At 43.6% G+C, this 17882-nt stretch carries 13 protein-coding genes, 1 tRNA gene and 1 pseudogene; 7 read left to right on the forward strand and 8 right to left on the reverse strand.

Translation table 11 applies throughout. The features are described from left to right. Together AABK37_RS20095 and AABK37_RS20100 are read left to right on the forward strand one after the other, a co-directional pair. On the forward strand, positions 1 to 205 hold a 205-nt coding region (locus tag AABK37_RS20095), incomplete at its 5' end, for a hypothetical protein (RefSeq protein WP_432553306.1). A gap of 45 nt (positions 206 to 250) precedes the next feature. Further along, positions 251 to 571, forward strand: coding sequence for a hypothetical protein (locus tag AABK37_RS20100; RefSeq protein ID WP_432553307.1), 321 nt, complete (start codon positions 251 to 253; stop codon positions 569 to 571). A 565-nt stretch (positions 572 to 1136) separates the two neighbouring features. On the opposite strand, the gene AABK37_RS20105 is transcribed toward AABK37_RS20100, so the two are convergent. The 6 genes from AABK37_RS20105 to AABK37_RS20130 all read right to left on the reverse strand — a co-directional run bounded on the left by AABK37_RS20105 (position 1137) and on the right by AABK37_RS20130 (position 9650). Continuing rightward, positions 1137 to 1703: a PEP-CTERM sorting domain-containing protein gene (locus AABK37_RS20105; protein ID WP_432553308.1), complete on the reverse strand. Its 567-nt coding sequence runs from the start codon at positions 1701 to 1703 to the stop codon at positions 1137 to 1139. An 826-nt stretch (positions 1704 to 2529) separates the two neighbouring features. Further along, positions 2530 to 4743 carry a xanthine dehydrogenase family protein molybdopterin-binding subunit gene (locus AABK37_RS20110; RefSeq protein ID WP_432553309.1) on the reverse strand — a complete coding sequence of 738 codons (2214 nt, stop codon included), beginning with the start codon at positions 4741 to 4743 and terminating at the stop codon, positions 2530 to 2532. Further along, on the reverse strand, positions 4740 to 5723 hold the full coding sequence (locus tag AABK37_RS20115) for an FAD binding domain-containing protein (RefSeq protein WP_432553310.1): 984 nt from the start codon (positions 5721 to 5723) through the stop codon (positions 4740 to 4742). The genes AABK37_RS20110 and AABK37_RS20115 overlap by 4 nt, the downstream gene beginning before the upstream one ends. Next, positions 5710 to 6336 (reverse strand): (2Fe-2S)-binding protein, encoded by a 627-nt coding sequence (locus AABK37_RS20120; protein ID WP_432553311.1) that lies wholly within the window; start codon positions 6334 to 6336, stop codon positions 5710 to 5712. The genes AABK37_RS20115 and AABK37_RS20120 overlap by 14 nt, the downstream gene beginning before the upstream one ends. Positions 6337 to 6875: 539 nt before the next feature. Then, a complete protein-coding gene (locus AABK37_RS20125; protein WP_432553312.1) occupies positions 6876 to 8660 on the reverse strand; it encodes a diguanylate cyclase domain-containing protein in 1785 nt (594 codons plus the stop codon). Between the two features lie 9 nt (positions 8661 to 8669). Then, the gene (locus AABK37_RS20130; protein WP_432553313.1) at positions 8670 to 9650 is read right to left on the reverse strand and encodes an ABC transporter substrate-binding protein; all 981 of its coding nucleotides are present in this window, start codon (positions 9648 to 9650) and stop codon (positions 8670 to 8672) included. Between the two features lie 304 nt (positions 9651 to 9954). On the opposite strand from AABK37_RS20130, the gene AABK37_RS20135 reads away from it, so the two are divergent. Continuing rightward, positions 9955 to 11679 (forward strand): Rqc2 family fibronectin-binding protein, encoded by a 1725-nt coding sequence (locus AABK37_RS20135; RefSeq protein ID WP_432553314.1) that lies wholly within the window; start codon positions 9955 to 9957, stop codon positions 11677 to 11679. A 435-nt stretch (positions 11680 to 12114) separates the two neighbouring features. Here AABK37_RS20135 and AABK37_RS20140 read toward each other — a convergent pair whose 3' ends face one another. After that, entirely contained in the window at positions 12115 to 13764 is a 1650-nt protein-coding gene (locus AABK37_RS20140) for an iron uptake porin (RefSeq protein ID WP_432553315.1), read from the reverse strand. Between the two features lie 371 nt (positions 13765 to 14135). On the opposite strand from AABK37_RS20140, the gene AABK37_RS20145 reads away from it, so the two are divergent. Both AABK37_RS20145 and AABK37_RS20150 read left to right on the forward strand, forming a co-directional pair. Beyond that, on the forward strand, positions 14136 to 15059 hold the full coding sequence (locus AABK37_RS20145; RefSeq protein ID WP_432553338.1) for a metal ABC transporter substrate-binding protein: 924 nt from the start codon (positions 14136 to 14138) through the stop codon (positions 15057 to 15059). A gap of 85 nt (positions 15060 to 15144) precedes the next feature. Next, positions 15145 to 15960, forward strand: a complete 816-nt coding sequence (locus AABK37_RS20150) for a metal ABC transporter ATP-binding protein (RefSeq protein WP_432553339.1) — start codon at positions 15145 to 15147, stop codon at positions 15958 to 15960. Between the two features lie 130 nt (positions 15961 to 16090). Here the strand turns inward: AABK37_RS20150 and AABK37_RS20155 are convergent. Then, positions 16091 to 16357 (reverse strand): annotated as a pseudogene (locus AABK37_RS20155) (ArsR/SmtB family transcription factor). A 234-nt stretch (positions 16358 to 16591) separates the two neighbouring features. Here AABK37_RS20155 and AABK37_RS20160 point away from each other — a divergent pair. Together AABK37_RS20160 and AABK37_RS20165 are read left to right on the forward strand one after the other, a co-directional pair. Further along, entirely contained in the window at positions 16592 to 17461 is an 870-nt protein-coding gene (locus AABK37_RS20160; RefSeq protein ID WP_432553316.1) for a metal ABC transporter permease, read from the forward strand. Between the two features lie 76 nt (positions 17462 to 17537). Beyond that, positions 17538 to 17610 (forward strand) — tRNA-Phe (locus AABK37_RS20165). The last annotated feature ends 272 nt before the right edge of the window (positions 17611 to 17882 follow it).

The following is a 17882-nucleotide window of genomic DNA, read 5'->3' on the forward strand; positions in this document are numbered from 1 at the left end:
CGATGCATTAACAATGCAAGCCGATGCATTAACAATGCAAGCCGATGCATTAACAATGCAAGCCGATGCATTAACAATGCAAGTCGATGCATTAACAATGCAAGTCGATGCATTAACAATGCAAGTCGATGCATTAACAATGCAAGTCGATGCATTGCAAAAGCTTGCCCGATTTAAAAACTTTATCTTACTGATAGTTTTTTAGTTGCAATGGGTACATTAAATGTACACTATACCACTGTATACATCTATGACTATCCAAGATACAACACGCCGTTTGCGCCCTCAAACCATTAGTCAAGATATTGACTCATTCCACGGTTTGCAAACCGTCAGCACCTACAACACAACTCGTGCTGATGCCTCTACTGCAAACTTACAAGAAGTTTATCAGGCGATGTTGATTTCTCAACAAACCGAAACCGAGAAACTAGCTTTATACCGTGCTGCTGCCGATGCTGCTCGATTAGCAGAGTGGGAATTTCATAATGCTGTATTAGCGATGAAAGAAGTCGTGCGCGGTCAATATGGGTCAACAAGAAGGGTGTGGGGTTGCATGGTTAGGGTGTAAGGGAGAAGACGGCGCACTTCGGGGCGTATGATTAAGAGACCAACGCAATCGTCTTAAAAGACGGGGCGTATGTTTCCCACTGGTTGTTGGGGCTATCTCTTTCCCTACACCCCACACCCCACACCCTACACCCCGCCCCAACGGGGCTTGGTCAGATAGCGATCAAGCTCAAGCGGTGGGACTGAAGAAAAAATCAGAACGCAAGCGTCCTTCCCGCAAAAAGCCAGTTGCGATGGCGTAACCGCCCGCTGGAAGCGATCGCAAGTTATACCTAGTTGTGTTCAAACATATTAGTTTTGGCAGGCAGGGGAGGCAGTGCGGTCTTGGGGTTTCACCAAGTGGAGCAACTGCCGTGAAGCAGAGGAGCTTTCTAGCAAGGGGAGAAATACCACAGATGATTGCAACTTGGTATTAATCAACTTAATTGAACGTAAGTTCGACCAACACAACGGTAGTACGATCGCGACCGCCTGTAGCTGCCATTAACCAGATATCCGATTGCTTGATGTGGATCGTCCCTAGAATCGGGGTTGCAACTCAGAAGTCAGATATCTCGTTTCACTGTTTACTTTGCGGCTTGCTGTTTGCGCCGACGGATGTAGGCACAAGCGACACCTGCAAGCGCTAGACCTGGAATTGTGGTCGGTTCAGGAACAGCACGCGTGTTCGTTTCATTTGCGGTAGATAATCTCAAGGTAAAATCGACAGGCGATCCATCGCTGACCGTGCGCTCAATGCGAAACACTTGACCAGGGTTGACGCGCGCGCCTGTGAATGTTGCAACGGAGTTGTTTTCAGATAGCGTGACCGTGTAAAGGTTTGAAGTAACAGTGCCAAACTGAGCATCAGGGCTTAACAGACGATACACAATATCACCGACAGAGACATCCAAGTTATTCAGGTTATTGTTAATCCTTAGTGCAGGTCCCGATCCCGTCGTGAGAATAGGACTAACATATGGCAGGGACGTATCTCCTAGCTGGGTGAAAGTGAAGACTGGTTCACCCAAGGGAGGCGCTGGGAGAACGTCTAAGGCTTGATTGACGAGCGAGACTGCTCGTGCAGCCGTTGCAGTGCTAGCTAAGGTAGCTAATGCTATAATAGTCAAGAGTGCGAACTTTTCGGTTTTCACGATTTTGAATGGACTCCTAATTAGAACTACAATCATCAAAGCTAGCCAATTGAACTTGAAGATGCACAGGATGGAAGGGAGGGATTTAATTGGCGGTCATCAGCACAAAATTTCCTACTCAAGGCAGCTGGAAAACTGAGCGATCATTTAAGAAAACCAGATTAATTTTGTAAAGATAACTAGATATCTATGGTTTTCCTACTAATTTACACTCACCACAGCATCCTTAAAAATCACTAGTATCATAATAAATTCACTAAGCTTTTTGTTGTCTTCTTTACTGGCTTCACAAAAACTTTAAATGTGACTTTTTTGCTGATTCTCAATCGTAGCGCTTGCCTGGGTCTCTCCAGTTGAGCACATTCATATCTAGCAACCTTTTTGGGCTTTGTTATCCGTAGAACTCACATCTCATTACTCCGTGACCTTTGCGCCTGGAGTGGTAGCCTGCGGCAAGCCGAAGAAGGCGCGTCTACAATTTTACATAACCCGTGCGTAAGTCCTGTTGAGTTTGGAAATTAGCGATCGCTAATCGTATGATTGAGCTTTTATCGTTTCGGCGTTGCAGTTGATCAGACATGCGATCGCGCAATTCCTTAAAGCTCAACGGCAGCAATTAATCTCTTATGCGGACGTAACTACAGTGATTCCGAGCTAACAGTACCAAATTATACTTTAGTCGTCATCAGCCCTGAGACTTCTACTGATTCGCAAAAGAAACTACAGGATATCATTGCCGCGTATGAACTTCTTGCTCGTACTGGTAATGTAGCGATCGCCGATCGTCTAATTTCGCTTTCATCGTTTGGGCGATCGCATTTTCTATCTACAGCAACTTGTCTAGTGTAATAGGCAAATCGCGGACGCGCTTGCCTGTTGCGTGATAAACTGCGTTGGCGATCGCCGCAGCAGTTCCGGTAATGCCAATTTCACCAATTCCCTTGATGCCAAGCGGGTTAACGTGTGGATCGCGCTCATCGACGAACAACACTTCAATTGCCGGAACGTCTGCATTTACTGGCACATGATATTCAGCTAAATCATGGTTGACAACACGTCCTCGGTTGGGGTCGATGACAGTATGTTCCATTAACGCCATGCCGATGCCGTAGACAATCCCGCCGACGAGTTGACTATGGGCTGTTTTAGCATTCAGCAAGCGTCCAACACCAAAGGCTCCCACCCAGCGCGTTACTCGCACTTCACCCGAATCAGGGTTAACCCGCACTTCTGCAAACTGTGAGCCAAACGAATGCATGGAATACTTCTCTTTTTCCTCTCCAGGCTTGGCATCTGCACGCGCTTCAATCATTTTCATTTTATGCCGTGCCAGAATTGCCCCATAAGTTTCGCTTGCAGACGATTTATTCTTTAAGAAAAGGCTGCCATTCTCGGCAATTATATCCTCGGCATTTGAGCCGTAGAGGGGCGATTTTTGATCGGCAAGTGCCAATTGCATAAGCTTACTGCGAGCTTGAGTTCCCGCCAAATGCACGGACGAGCCTACACTAGCGGCGGTTTGTGAGCCACCGGAAACGGGGGTTTCTGGTAAATTCGTATCACCCAACTCGATGCGGATTTTCTCAACTGGTATACCGAGCGCTTCAGCCGCGACCTGAGTCATTACCGTATAAGTCCCCGTGCCAATATCCTGCGAGCCGGTTCGGACAACGGCTGTACCATCTGCCATAATTTGAGCGATCGCCGATGCCGGAGAACGGTTAGTAGGGTATGTAGCCGTAGCCATCCCCCAACCGATTAAATAATTGCCATCTCGCATCGAACGCGGCGTAGGATTGCGCTTTTGCCAGCCAAACCGCTCTGCTCCTACTTTGTAACACTCTCTGAGTGACTTGCTCGACCAAGGCAGATTTTTACTGGGATCGACTTCAGCATAGTTACGCAGACGCAACTCGACGGGATCGATCTTCAGCGCATAAGCCAGTTCGTCCATTGCCGATTCTAAGGCGAACGAGCCTGAAGCTTCTCCCGGCGCACGCATGAAGGTTGGTGTTCCCGTATCGAGCTGAACTAGACGGTGGCTGGTTTCGATATTCGGGCAAGCATAAATCATGCGTGCGCTTTTACCAACCGGTTCAATAAATTCATCAAAGGTTGAAGTCTGCGAAGTACCAGAGTGTCGCAGTGCGGTTAATTTTCCCTCGCGGGTTGCACCTAGAGAAACTTGTTGAATTGTCTCCGGTCGAAAGCCAACAGGTCCATACATCTGTATCCGTCCCAACACCAGCTTAACCGGGCGCTTAACCTGCCGTGCCGCCATTGCCGCTAAAGGCACATGCGACCAAGCCGACCCTTTGCAGCCAAAGCCACCGCCGACATAGTAAGACATAGTGCGGACATTCGCTGGCTCAATTCCCAATACTCCGGCAACTTTTTCTTGAGCCTGAAAAATCCCCTGAGTTGCGTCATACAGCAGCAATTGATCGCCTTGCCAAACTGCTGTTGTCGCATGAGGCTCCATCGGATTGTGATTTTCCACCGGGGTGGTATAAGTTTGCTCGACGCGGACAGCAGCACTTGCTAGTCCCTGAGTGACATTGCCATGAGACTTATCCGGCGGCTCGTTTCTGGGAATTTTACCCTTAGGCAAGTATGCTTTAGCGAGGTTCTCCCTCATATTTATGGTCGGCTTTTCTTCCTCATAGCGAACTTGCACCAGCGAAGCCGCGTGCATAGCTCGTTCAAAGGTATCCGCAACCACGACACCGATGTGCTGACCGCTATAAAGTACAATGTTATCTTGCAGTACTTGCAGCTTGCGACCGCCTCCTTTATCTCCAAACGCCTTCGGTGCGTTGAGGTGGGTGATTACTGCTAGCACACCCGGTAAGCGCTCCGCTGCTTTTGTATCAATTTGGGCAATCTTACCTTTGGCGATCGTGCTTTGAATCGTTACGCCATAGGCAATTTTTGCTACCGGAAACTCAGCCGCATAGCGTGCGCCGCCAGTCACCTTAAGATGTCCATCGACTCGGTTAAGCGGTTTGCCGACAACTGTATTTTTATCTGCTGTATTCACGCCATCCCTCCCACCGTCGTCAGCGCCTTGACAATTGTGCGTTTAGCTAATTCGACTTTAAACCCGTTGTATTTTTGAGGTTTAGCTGTGGCGATCGCCGCCTTTGCTGCTGCTTCAAACGTTGCTTGGTTTACTGGCTTGTTAAGGAGCAATTTTTCTGCTTCATAAGCACGCCAAGGCTTTGTACCTACACCACCCAGGGCAATACGTGCGGCTCGAATGATCCCATTTTGAATATCTAATGCAGCCGCAACCGATGCCATTGCAAAGGCATAAGAGGCGCGATCGCGGACTTTCAAATAGTGCGATCGCCTAGCAAACGGTGAAGCAGGCAAGTCAACAGCAACAATTAACTCTCCGTGTTGCAGAACCGTTTCCCGTTCAGGTGTATTGCCTGGTACAAGGTGAAAATCGACGAGTGGGATACTACGCGCTCCGTTGGAACCGCGTGTTTGCACAACTGCATCGAGTGCTACCATTGCCACAGCCATGTCAGATGGATGGGTGGCAATGCAGCGATCGCTTCCGCCAAGAATCGCATGAATCCGGTTATAGCCCTCAATCGCCGGACAGCCGGAACCGGGAACGCGCTTGTTACATGGCATGGAAGTATCGCGGAAGTAGTAACAGCGGGTACGTTGTAGCAAATTCCCGCCGACACTTGCCATGTTCCGCAGTTGCGGTGATGCCCCAGATAACAACGCTTCTGATAGCACAGGGTAACGCTCGCGAATCATTGCATCATAAGCAACCTGGCTATTGCGTGCCATTGCGCCAATCCGCACGCCGTTGCCCTGCATTTCTATCTTGGTTAGCGGCAGTAGGTTAATATCAACCAACTCTCTTGGTGTCTGTACATTCAACTTCATCAAATCGATTAAGCTAGTACCACCGGCAAGATACGAGGCTTCAGCATCTGGAGTAACCAATGCCACAGCATTATCCGCTTGTCCTGCTTTCTTATAACTAAACGGCTGCATCTTTTTTTCCTTCTAAGACATCGCGCACAGCATTGACAATATTTGGATAAGCACCGCAACGGCAGATATTACCGCTCATCAATTCCCGAATGTCAGCATCAGATTTAGCGTGTTTTTCGTTCACCAAACCCACCGCCGAACAAATCTGTCCCGGTGTGCAGTAGCCGCATTGAAACGCATCGCGGGCAATAAACGCGGCTTGCATCGGGTGCAGTTTTTCTCCTTGTGCCAGTCCTTCAATGGTTGTAATTGCAGCGTCGGTGTGCATGATAGCAAAAGTCAAGCAGGAATTAATCCGCTGCCCGTCAACCAGCACTGTACAAGCACCGCACTGACCGTGGTCGCAGCCCTTTTTCGAGCCAGTCAGATTCAGACGCTCGCGCAGCACATCAAGTAGTGTCACACGAGGTTCGATTTTCAGCGCGTGTTCTACTCCGTTGATACGCAGTTTGACATCAACAAAACTACTTGGATCGGGGGATATCGCTGATGAAGTATTAGACTGAGGCTTTCGTTGAGCTTGAGTCTTTCTTACACAACTCTCCAATATAGCCCCCAATGAGCTTGCGATCGCAAGCTGACCAAACCGTCGGCGTTTAAACCTCAGCCTCATATCAACAATTTTTAGGTTTAGTAAGTGTAGCTCGAATGGTAGAAAAAATGTATTTGTAAAATACCTATCCCCAGGCTGAAGTTGTGTTGAAGACAAAGTTGTGATCATCATTACCCTAGAGGGTTCCCAAAAGTCAAGTCATTTGTTATACTTTTATATGAAATTTATGATAAATTGTTAGATCAGCTTCAAAAGATTTGCGATCGCATGGGATAAGTGCGTAGGATATGCTTTACTTTCAGAAGGGTGTAAAGACCCACGCGCACTTAACGTGGGATTGAAATAAGGACGCTGTATTTCATCGCACTGCGTGTCTCGATGGACATCTTTTTTTTTACGTGGCTGTTACCCAGAACTAAAGTTTTCTCTCCATCCCCCACACCCCACACCCTGCTTTTGTAATAGACAAGAAATTAAATATGCGTTATCCAGAACCTTTGTAGAAACGTAGCACTGTTACGTCTCTATAAAAGAGAATAGAATTGTTGCATCAAGCGATCGCTTAGGTTTGAGAGAAAGTCGCACACGGCGTTATATATTTAATGAGTACAATAGCGATCGCGCCCTTTTTGTTTGGCACTGTACAGTGCTTTATCGGCTGAAGCGATGAGTGTATCTGGTTTGATGTCGCAAGAGGGTATGACAGAAGTAATACCCAAAGTAACAGTGACGATATCTTTGATATCAGACTGTGCATGGGGAATAGCCAGATCGTGAATTGCTTGCTGAATACTTTGTGCTAGTTTGATCGCTTCTACTAAGTCAGTATTGGGGAGGAGTACCGAAAATTCTTCTCCTCCGTAACGCGCTAATAGATCAGCAGGATGATGAACCATCTGTTGCACTGTTTGCGCTATTCTGATTAGACAATCATCGCCTCCAAGATGACCATAATAGTCGTTGTAAGATTTGAATTTATCAACATCGAATAAAATCAGTGACAGGGGTTGTTGTTCTCGTGCAAGGCGTTTCCATTCTGCTTGCAGCCGTCCATCGAAGCAGCGACGGTTAGCCACCTGAGTCAAACCATCTAGATTTACCAGTTGTTCTAGTTTCTGATTCGCATCTTCTGCTTTTTCTTTAGCAATTACTAACTCTGCTGTTCTCTCGTGTACCCGTTGTTCCAAAGTTTCAAAAGATGTTTGTAACTGAAGTGCCATGTCGTTAAAGGATTTTGCCAGTTGACCTATTTCGTCTTTTGAAGTAATTTTGGCGCGGATATCTAAGTTACCTGCGGTAAACTGGAAAACTATATTGGTAAGGTAAATTATCGGCTTTGTTAGCAGTTGCCCAATCGCAAAAGCGATAATTGTCACTACTGAAGCGATAATTGTAAATAGAAACATTGTGTCACGAATTTGCTTTTTTACAGGTGCTAGGGCAATAGCAAGAGGCTGTGCAAACAACACAGACCAAGGTTTATATTTTAAACGAGCGATCGCAATCAGATTAAGCTGATTACTTGTTACTGACAAAGATGCAATTAAATACGACTGTTTATTATCTAATGCTTGCTTAATTTTCGACTCATTAGTTGCCAATTCTTTGATAGGATAATTCAGCAAACGTCCTTTTTGTTGTAGTCTATTTACAACATCAAAAGGCAGAGGCACAAGTGATTTAAAAATAAGTTGTGGCGCAGTACTATGTGCTAAATAAATATTATGTTTATCTAAAAGAATAGCAAATGATTTTGCCCCAGCCCTTTCAGTTTCTCGATTTACTAACTCCTGGACGACAGTAGCATTGTATGAAACACGCAATACACCCAATATATCTTCCTTGGCATTGCGAACCGGACTGCTAAAAAAGAGGTTAACAAGGTCAGGAATTGTTGGCGATCGCTTCATACTAGAAACAAAGCATAACCCAGTTTGCAGCGGTTTTTTAAAATAATTTTCCACTGATTCATCTTTGCCAATGTTCGATGTACGTGTATCCAATACATTTTTCCCGTTTAAGTCAAGTAAAGCATAGGAGATAATATTGAGCATATCTTTGCGACTGAGACGAATTAATGTTTCTGTCGCCAATTGCATTTCCGGGCTGTCATCTCGCTGTTTTGGAGGTAGGCTGAGGTAGCGTGCCAAACCTGGTAAAATCGCCTCTACGCGCACGGCATTGAGATTTCCATCAATAAAGGCATCTATTCTATTAGCGGTTTCGTTAGCCGCCGCAGATAGGGCTTGTTTTGCGTTTTCAGTTAGTGCTTTTTCAGTTGTCTGTTTGTTAATAAATGCCAAGAATAGCAAAGGAATCAAAGCAACAATGAGAAACGAAGCGATCAACTTTCTACGGATGCCACCCAAAAAATGCTGCTGCATGGCTTTAAACTAGGAGGGAGGATTCAAGAAGGAAGAATTGAACAAACTTTTTAACTCAGGAATGCGCGTCACGTTTCCAGAGCGAATAAAAAAGTCTGCATATATCTTGGCAGCTTTGTAGATGGAGTTAGGGTTGCTAGATTGAAGTAATTTTTGATTTTCAGCTAAATTAGTTAGGTTTACTTTGTCCAGAGAAAGTGTATTGCTAGGAATTTTTAAGGCTTTGCTGATGATCGCGTTTCCTTCTGGAACATTTGCTTTCCAGTAAGCAGCGGCTTGCAGCCATCCTCGCACAAATGCCCGAATGTCTTCGGGGCGATCGCGGATTGTTTCACCGCGAAAGATAATCATATCTAAAATCAAGCCAGGGGTTTGTTTGCTGGTAAATAAAACATGTCCCCCTGATTTAATAGCTTCAGAAAGATAAGGTTCCCAAGTGTGTCCGGCTTGAATAACATTATTTTTCAGACTTTGAGGAATTTCTAAAGCCTCTAATTTAAGCAAGTTTACATCATCGCTGGTTAAGTTGGCACTTTTCAACATCTCAGTCACAAAAACTTCGCTAAAACCGCCTAGATTTGCACCCAGCTTTTTCCCTTTTAAGTCAGCAACGGTTTTAATTTGTGATTGGGCAACTACCACATCTGCTCCTGTTGATTCATCCATAACTATTACGCTTTGTATATCAGGATTTGTGGCACTCAACATTATAAAACTTCCCAAGGATAATGTAATACCATCATATTTACCCGCATTGAAATTTGCTTGTTCCAATTGGATGTATTGTTTATGAATTAGTTCCACATCTACACCTTGGGCTTTGAAGAATCCTTTTTTTTGAGCAATGATACCTGGATACTCCCCAATAAAAGATGCAAATGCTACTTTCAAAGGAGGGTGTTTTAATTCGGTTGGTGGTGAAGCATTACAAGCAAATAGCAAACAGGCAGTAATGAGAAAAATACTAAGGTATCTAAGTAGTTTAAACATAGAATATTTGTCTAATTACCAGCTGTCAAAATCATATAGGAATTCTCCAAAGATTATTGAAAAAATATAAGTATGTGTAAGAAGGCAGTTTTGCGGGAAGAAAATCTACACCGCAAACTGCCTCGAAAATCCACACCCCAAAAGTTTGACTGCTGCTTATGTAGATTTGAGCAGTAGCGATCGCTATACAATGCCAGCTACTACCACAAGTAACCGCTATGATAGTTGAGGTCTGCTATGCTTTGACTAAATGAAAATAGAAGCATAGCGATCGCCAACATTTGAACGTTAACAATTAATCGCTTTGCAACCAGTTGACTTTACCACTCTCACAGCTGCAAGTAGCGAAATCCGCGCTAACTGGCTACCATCACGCTTAGAGCAAGTTTACCAGCGCGATCGCTATACTATTGCTGTGGCATTACGCACCTTGAAACAGCGGGGTTGGCTAGAAATTTCTTGGCATCCTCAAGCTGCTCATATTTGTATTGGCGATCCGCCACCCAGAAAACCTGATACATTTACATTTAGCCAGCAACTAGTACATCAATTGGGTGGTTTGGCGCTGGTAGCAATTGAAGCGATCGCACCTTGGGAACGTGTGATTAATTTACAATTTGCTCGTCGTCCAGGTGAAACTGCTTTATATCATCTGTACGCTGAAATCATGGGCAAATACAGCAACGTCATCCTCACCGATGCCAATAATGAAATAATCACCGCTGCCCATCAAGTTAGTCAGCAACAATCTACCGTCCGTCCGATCCAAACCGGACAATTTTACGAAACTCCACCCAAACTTACTAATACTATCCCCAGTTTGAGCGAATCTCAACAACGCTGGCAAGAACGAGTAAGCTTAGTCCCAGGAGCGATCAAGCGTCAGTTACTCAAAAGTTATAGCGGTTTGAGTGCAGCACTGTTAGATACTATGTTACAGGCAGCTTCGTTAGATCCAGAAGCAGCAACAGATACCCTGCAACCCGACGATTGGCAAAGATTATTTCAGCGCTGGCAAGAATGGCTGCAAGCTTTGGAAACGCAAAAGTTTCACCCAGCTTGGACAAATAATGGATACACTGTAATCGGTTGGGGTGGAGTTACACCAGCTAAAGATATTCAAGAATTACTTTACCGCTATTATACAGACGAGTTAAATAAACAGGTATTTTCTCAACTGCGCCATCAGTTGACTCAGAAGCTAAATAATATTTTGGCAAAATTACGCCTGAAGGCTGATACATTTAAAAAACGCTTGCAACAATCAGAACAAGCGGATGAATATCGCCAAAAAGCTGATTTGTTGATGGCGCATCTGCAAGAATGGGAACCAGGGATGAAGGAAATTACCCTAGCAGACTTTGAAAATAATAAACCTGTAGCGATCGCACTTCAACCCGATAAAAATGCGGTGCAAAATGCCCAAAGCCTTTACAAACAGCATCAAAAACTCAAACGTGTCAAAAGTGCTGTAGAACCGTTGCTGGCAGAAGTGAATGGTGAAATTGCATATTTAGAACAAGTAGAAATGGCGATCGCGCAAATAGACAAGTACCAAACAGTAGAAGATTTAGAAGCTTTAGACGAAATCCGCGACGAACTGATTGGACAAAAGTATCTAGAAGATCCAGAATATCGCAACCGCACTTTCAATGAAACCGCTAGCACTAACTTTCATCGTTACCGCACTCCCAGCGGTTTTGAAATCTTAATCGGTCGCAACAACCGCCAAAATGATTATTTAACCTTTCGTGTAGCCGGCGATTATGACTTGTGGTTTCATGCTCAAGAAATTCCCGGTAGCCATGTTCTACTACGTTTAGAACCCGGTGCGGTGCCAGAAGAAGCAGATTTGCAATTTACCGCCAATCTTGCTGTATATTATAGTCGCGCTCGTCAAACAGATCAAGCGCCAGTAGTGTACACTGAGCCAAAGTATGTTTACAAACCGAAAGGAGCCAAACCAGGAATTGCCATTTACAAACAAGAGCGCATCCTTTGGGGACAACCGCAATTAGTCAATGGGTAATGGGCATTGGGCATTAGGCATTGGGAAAAAAGAATTATTTGCCTCATCCCCCCCACTCCCCCACTCCCCCACTCCCCCTATATCCATTGAACTATTCTTAAAGACAGAGGCTGATTGTATTTTTTCTTATCTTTTTTTATTAAATCGCAATAAAAAAAGTGTGTTGACTGCTACAATATTGTGAAGAAAGATTGCTCGTGAAGTTTTGGGAACGCGCAATTGGGATTAACTCTTTTGAGAAGACAACGTTAAAACATTTTCAAGACCGGCTGTGGGAGGCTGGTCTTTTTTTCTACGACTGCGTTTTGAAGTTGCTATCTCATGCGCTTTGGAAATTCCGCCTTATTGCAGCTTAAACTGAACGAAATTTAGTGCAAATGTACTACACAACGTTTTAAGCCTTGCTTAGTACATTTGCGCTGGGGAAAGTTCAGTTTAGAAGCTGAAGGTAGTTCTCAAGGCACCAATTACAACATCATCGTTATTGTTGTTATGATCTGGTGCGGTTAACCAAATTACTCCTGGGGTGATGGAGATATTGTCACTCACTTGATATTGGTAGAAAGCTTCAATGTGATAGGAAGTATCTCTGTCTCTAGAGATTTCATTGATGCTGGAACTTGTTACTTTTGGTTCCATACCAAATATGATGCCAGCTAAGTTGCCTTTTTTACCGAGGTCTGGGAATCCTAAAGTTACAGCCCAGTTCCAAATATCAAGTTCTCCCCGGTCAACTAATCCTCCTTCTGTGGATAGGTTGCGTGCGTTGGTGTAGCCTACCCAACCACCCAAAACAAATTTATCGCTCAGACCTAAGGATGCTTCTATACCGTAGGAATTACTAGCAAATGGCACATTCACTTCGCCCGGTTCTCCAGTAACAGAAGGAGGAGGGACAAGTTGAGATCCAAGGAATGATATCGGATTTGCCCGATTGCTACCAGTACCTAATTCTTCATTGTAGGAATTGATGTAAGTAAAGCCAATCGTAAAGCGATCGCTTGGTTTAAATGTAAGCTGTGCCAAAGCCCCATAAGGTCCATTGAACAAGCCATTATCTGAGGTGGGGTCATTAGCTGTAGTCCCCAAATATCCTAACGAAAGTGATAATTTATCACCGAACTCTTGATTTATTCCCAACCCCGCACCATCCAGATGGTAATAAATTGGGTTACGCACGCCAAAGCTGGATAAAGCACCAGATCCACCATCTCCATCAAAGATATTGACAGTATTAGTAATATCGTCCGCCGCACCCGCATTGGCAAGAACAATCACCTCTGTCTTTTCGCCAAGGGGGAATTTGTAATACAATGCATCAATTAAAGCATCATTGCTAGCATCTTCACTAGTCTCACCAAAAAACAGGCTACCCTCTGGTGTGAAAAGGTTAGGGCTGACAATATTATTAGTCTGAATTCTGGTGAAAAGTTCATCTTTGCCTGTAAAGCTGGTAGTAAATTCTACACGCGCTCGCGCCCCTAGTGTTGTATTTTCCTCTACAATGTCTTCATCATTAACTCTTCTTCCACCCAAGACATCGCTGACTACAGCCACAACTTCGCCAGTCAGTTTAGTTGTAGTAGAAAATTGATTCGCTTCCAACTCAGCAGCTTTCACTTCCACTGCATCCACACGACCGCGCAGCGTAGCCAATTCCGCACTAAATTGTTCTCGCAGCCTTTGCAATGTGGCTAAATCTTCTTTTGTTACCAAATCAGTTGTAGCTGTAGCGATTAATTCATTAACTCGATCTAAACAAGCATTCAAACCTGCGGCAAACTCATACCTTGTCATCGCCCGATTACCGCGATATGTGCCATTCGGGTATCCGGCAATACAGCCATATCGTTCTACCAACGATTGCAACGCTTGGAATGCCCAGTCTGTAGGTTTCACGTCCGATAGTTGAGAAACTGAGTTCACCTGTGACATTTTTTGGTCTTCGGTGTTACTTTCAGTCACTAGCGGGTCAGTTATTTCCCTAGTGGCTGGAGTTTCTCCTCCCATAGCCCCAGAATTAACAAATAGCATCGCACCGAACACTGCTGGACTAGCCAACAAAGACTTCCATACTGTTTTCATTTTTCTCCTCACACCTACTACAGTCTTTCTCTGACAGCTGATTTTATTAATAAGTCTTCTCAGTTAATTTATCAGAGTTAGCAGACCCTTTAACAGGAAAAACCTATAAATTATCACTAATTAAGTAAAGCTTGAGGAAAAACAGCACCATACTATTGCCAAAATATAGCATATTCTGGTGCGTTAGCCTTTCATGCTTTGGCGGAGCCATCGCTCTTCTAAATATCTTGCAAACATACCGAGAATGAGAATTATTATTCTCATTTTGAGATAGAATAAGTCTCATTGTCAATACGCAAGCATCTTAAGGGGAGAAAACAGTGTTTGGGAATCGTGTAGTAAATAAAACAAAAAGATTAGTTGCTTTATTACTGTTAACAGTTGTCGGATGTAGCCAAGCGAACACGAATCAGGCTACAAATCCGGAACAGTCACCGAAAGTACAAGAGGCTGCATCTTCGGGAACAGGCAAAACTAAGGTAGTGACAACGTTTTTACCGATGTATATATTTACCAAAGCGGTGACTGGAGATGCAGCAGATGTAGAAATATTAGTGCCACCGGGTACAGAGGTGCATGAATACCAGGCTACACCGAATAATGTGAAAGCGATCGCTACTGCAAATGTATTGGTAAAAAACGGCTTGGGTTTAGAAGAATTTCTCGAAAATACAGTAAAAAATGCCCAAAATCCTAAATTAGCTCAAATTGATGCCAGCATTAATATTAAACCTTTAAATGAAATTTCTCCCGTAGAAAAAACCGCGAAAGAAGAACACGAACACGCTGAGGGGAACCCCCATGTTTGGTTAGATCCAGTTTTAGCTAAACAGCAAGTTATCAATATTCGCGATGGTTTAATTGCTGCTGACCCCGCAAATAAGGCTACTTATGAAGCGAATGCAGCCAATTATATCAAAGAATTAGAAAGTTTAAATAACGAATTTGAACAGACTTTAGAAAAAACTCCTAACTGTACTTTTCTCACTTTCCATGATGCATATCCATATCTAGCACAACGCTATAAACTTAAACAGCTTGCTGTAGTAGAAATTCCTGAAGATCAACTTGCACCAGCAGATGTGCAAAATGCAGTTAATGCAGTCAAAAAGTATAAAGTTAAAGCTTTGTTTAGCGAACCGGGAGTAGATAACAAATTGTTAACTAGCCTTTCCAAAGATTTGAATTTGACTTTACGTCCGCTGGATTCTTTGGAAACTGGTAAAACGAATCCGCAATATTATTTTGAAGCGATGAAAGCTAATTTGCAAACTTTAGAAACTGCTTGCAAATAAATTGGATGTTTAAATTAATGATTTATTCTTTGTTTGTTCTTACTCAATTACCAATTACCAATTCGCAATGACCAGTGACCAAGAAGTGACATTCCCCATTTTAAAAGTAGAGGGATTAACTGTATACCAAGGCAAAACAACTGCCGTGAGAGATGTTTCTTTTGAATTATTGCCAGGAACAAATACAGCCATAGTTGGTCCCAATGGTGCGGGTAAAAGTACTTTAGTACAAGCGGTTTTAGATTTGATTCCGCGCAGTAGTGGGACAATTGAAATATTTGGTCGCCCGATTACAAGACTAGGGCATTTACGTCATCAGTTGGGTTATATGCCGCAAAATTTCATATTTGATCGCAGTTTTCCGATTTCTGTTAGTGAGTTGGTAGGACTGGGATGGGTGAATGAAGAGGACAGGGGGGACAGGGGGGACAGGGGAGACAGGGGGACAAGGGGACAAGGAGAAAAGTCATTTTTTCATAGGTTGTGGAAACAAGACTCGGAAAAATCAGTAGCAGTAGCAGAAGCTTTGCGACGAACTGATGCTTACCATGTGCGGAATCAAGCTATTGGGACTCTTAGCGGTGGTCAATTAAAGCGAGTGTTGCTAGCTTATTGCTTGGTGGTATCAAGGAAACTGTTGGTATTAGATGAAGCTTTTGCTGGGGTAGATGTGCAAGGTGCGGCGGATTTTTATGCTTTGTTGAATGAATTAAAGCAGGAAGAGGGTTGGACGGTGTTGCAGATTTCTCATGATATTGATATGGTAAGTCGGCATTGCGATCGCGTTCTTTGTCTCAATCAAACTATTGTTTGTACTGGAAAGCCAGAAATTGCTTTATCACCAGAAAATCTGTTAGCAACATACAGTCCTGTTTTCAGTCGCTACCATCATCACCACTGAGTTAAAAGTTAGGAGGCGCCTTGGCGCGGAGTTAAAAGTCTGGAGTTAAAAGTTTGGAGTTATGATTTTATTTCTCACTCTTAACTCCTCACTCCTCACTCTTAACTCCTCACTCCTCACTCTTAACTCCTCACTCTTCACTTTCATCAAGGTGTTCTGCAACAGCTTGGTAAAGATGGAAAACATGGCTGTCGTGAAGTTGATAGAAGACATTGCGACCTTGTTTGCGATAACTGACTAAGCGCATTGCCCGTAAGTTTCGCAATTGATGAGAAACAGCAGATTAACTCATTTCTAATAATGCGGCTAAATCGCTGACACAAAGTTCTTCTTTGGCTAAAACAGAGAGAATTCGCAAGCGATTAGCATCCCCTAAAAAGCTAAAAAATTCTGCCATGCGTTGGGCTTTATCGCTACTAAGAAGCCATTCTTGTAGGGGTTGGACATTATCATCATTTATCTCGTCTTTTGAGTCGTTGTGTATATCTTTCGTATTGGGAAGAGAATTATTGACAGTATAAGCAACAGTATTTTTGGCTGACATAGCATGAAAAATTAAAGTGCAATTACTTTATGAGTCGAAAAATTATATACTTCCAGTATAACTATTACAAAGTATCAGAAATTACTAATGTATATAAGCGATGATTGCTTGTTGACTTGGCTAGCTGTCATTAATGGTAATGACTTGGTGACGTTGTTAGAATTTCCCTTTATGCAACGTGCGATCGCTGGTGCTGTTTTAATGGGAATACTTGGCGGTGTTTTAGGTAGTTTTGTCACCTTGCGTTCGTTATCTTTTTTCAGCCATGCTGTTGGTCATGCTGCTTTGGTAGGAGTAGCGTTGGGTGTGTTGTTACAGTTAAACCCCACTTGGATGCTACTACCATTTACTTTAGTTTTTGGCGTTGTTGTCCTCTACTTGATTGACAAAACCGATTTAGGTAGCGATAGCGTTCTTAGTATTGTCTTGTCAGGAGCATTAGCTCTAGGCGTAATTCTCACTAGCCTAATTCAAGGATATCGCGGCAACTTGATGAGTGTGCTGTTCGGCGATATTCTCGCCATCAATACCACAGATTTAATTTTGACACTGTTAGTGCTTGTCTTAAGTAGCATATTCTTACTTTCAAGCCTGCGCCAGCAAATTTTGTTGACCCTTAACCCCGCCGTGGCAAAGATTCAAGGCATTCCAGTACAATTGTATCGCTACGCATTTGTAGTATTGCTGTCATTAGCCGTTGCTGTGGCGATTAAAGCCGTCGGCGTTTTACTGGTAAATGCCTTTTTAGTAATTCCTGCCTCGATTGCGAAACTAATAAGTCATAACTTTAGCCGCTTTCTGGTAATGTCAGTTATTTTCGGCTCCACCACCAGCATCGCTGGCATAATCATATCGGGTCTTTTCAACTTTGCTTCTGGTCCAAGTATTGTTCTTGTGCAGTTTATCGTATTCGTAGCTGTTTTTAGCTGGGTGAAGTTGACTATGAAAGCGGCATAAATTTTTCTTTCCTTCAGCTAGTTGACGAACCCTTATTAGTTTGCTAATATTAATAATCGTGGCAAGCAAACGCCGCGCCGGGATAGCTCAGTTGGTAGAGCAGAGGACTGAAAATCCTCGTGTCACCAGTTCAAGTCTGGTTCCTGGCATAGATTATAGCAAAATAATGCTCTTGGCATAAGGCATAAGTGGCATAAATCTGACATAAGCCAATTTGTATCATAATACTGACAAAGGCTTATATGGATTGCACTTGAGAGAATCTGTATTATTACAAAAACAATAAGCAACTCTTATTAGCTACCACGGGATTAGGCAGTTACCTAGTCAGCTTTTTAGATGCCAGAATATATTTCTGGCATAACTGACATAAAAGACTACTCTTGTGCAAAATAGGCGAATATCCACGACTGACTACTCT

The sequence above is a fragment of the Tolypothrix sp. VBCCA 56010 genome (genome assembly GCF_050875635.1).
Lineage (GTDB): Bacteria > Cyanobacteriota > Cyanobacteriia > Cyanobacteriales > Nostocaceae > Hassallia.

Coding starts and splice junctions, on each gene's coding strand:
- AABK37_RS20100 (WP_432553307.1), top strand. CDS start 251: ATGACTATCCAAGATACAACACGCCGTTTGCGCCCTCAAACCATTAGT.
- AABK37_RS20115 (WP_432553310.1), bottom strand. CDS start 5,723: ATGCAGCCGTTTAGTTATAAGAAAGCAGGACAAGCGGATAATGCTGTG.
- AABK37_RS20120 (WP_432553311.1), bottom strand. CDS start 6,336: ATGAGGCTGAGGTTTAAACGCCGACGGTTTGGTCAGCTTGCGATCGCA.
- AABK37_RS20125 (WP_432553312.1), bottom strand. CDS start 8,660: ATGCAGCAGCATTTTTTGGGTGGCATCCGTAGAAAGTTGATCGCTTCG.
- AABK37_RS20130 (WP_432553313.1), bottom strand. CDS start 9,650: ATGTTTAAACTACTTAGATACCTTAGTATTTTTCTCATTACTGCCTGT.
- AABK37_RS20140 (WP_432553315.1), bottom strand. CDS start 13,764: ATGAAAACAGTATGGAAGTCTTTGTTGGCTAGTCCAGCAGTGTTCGGT.
- AABK37_RS20160 (WP_432553316.1), top strand. CDS start 16,592: ATGTATATAAGCGATGATTGCTTGTTGACTTGGCTAGCTGTCATTAAT.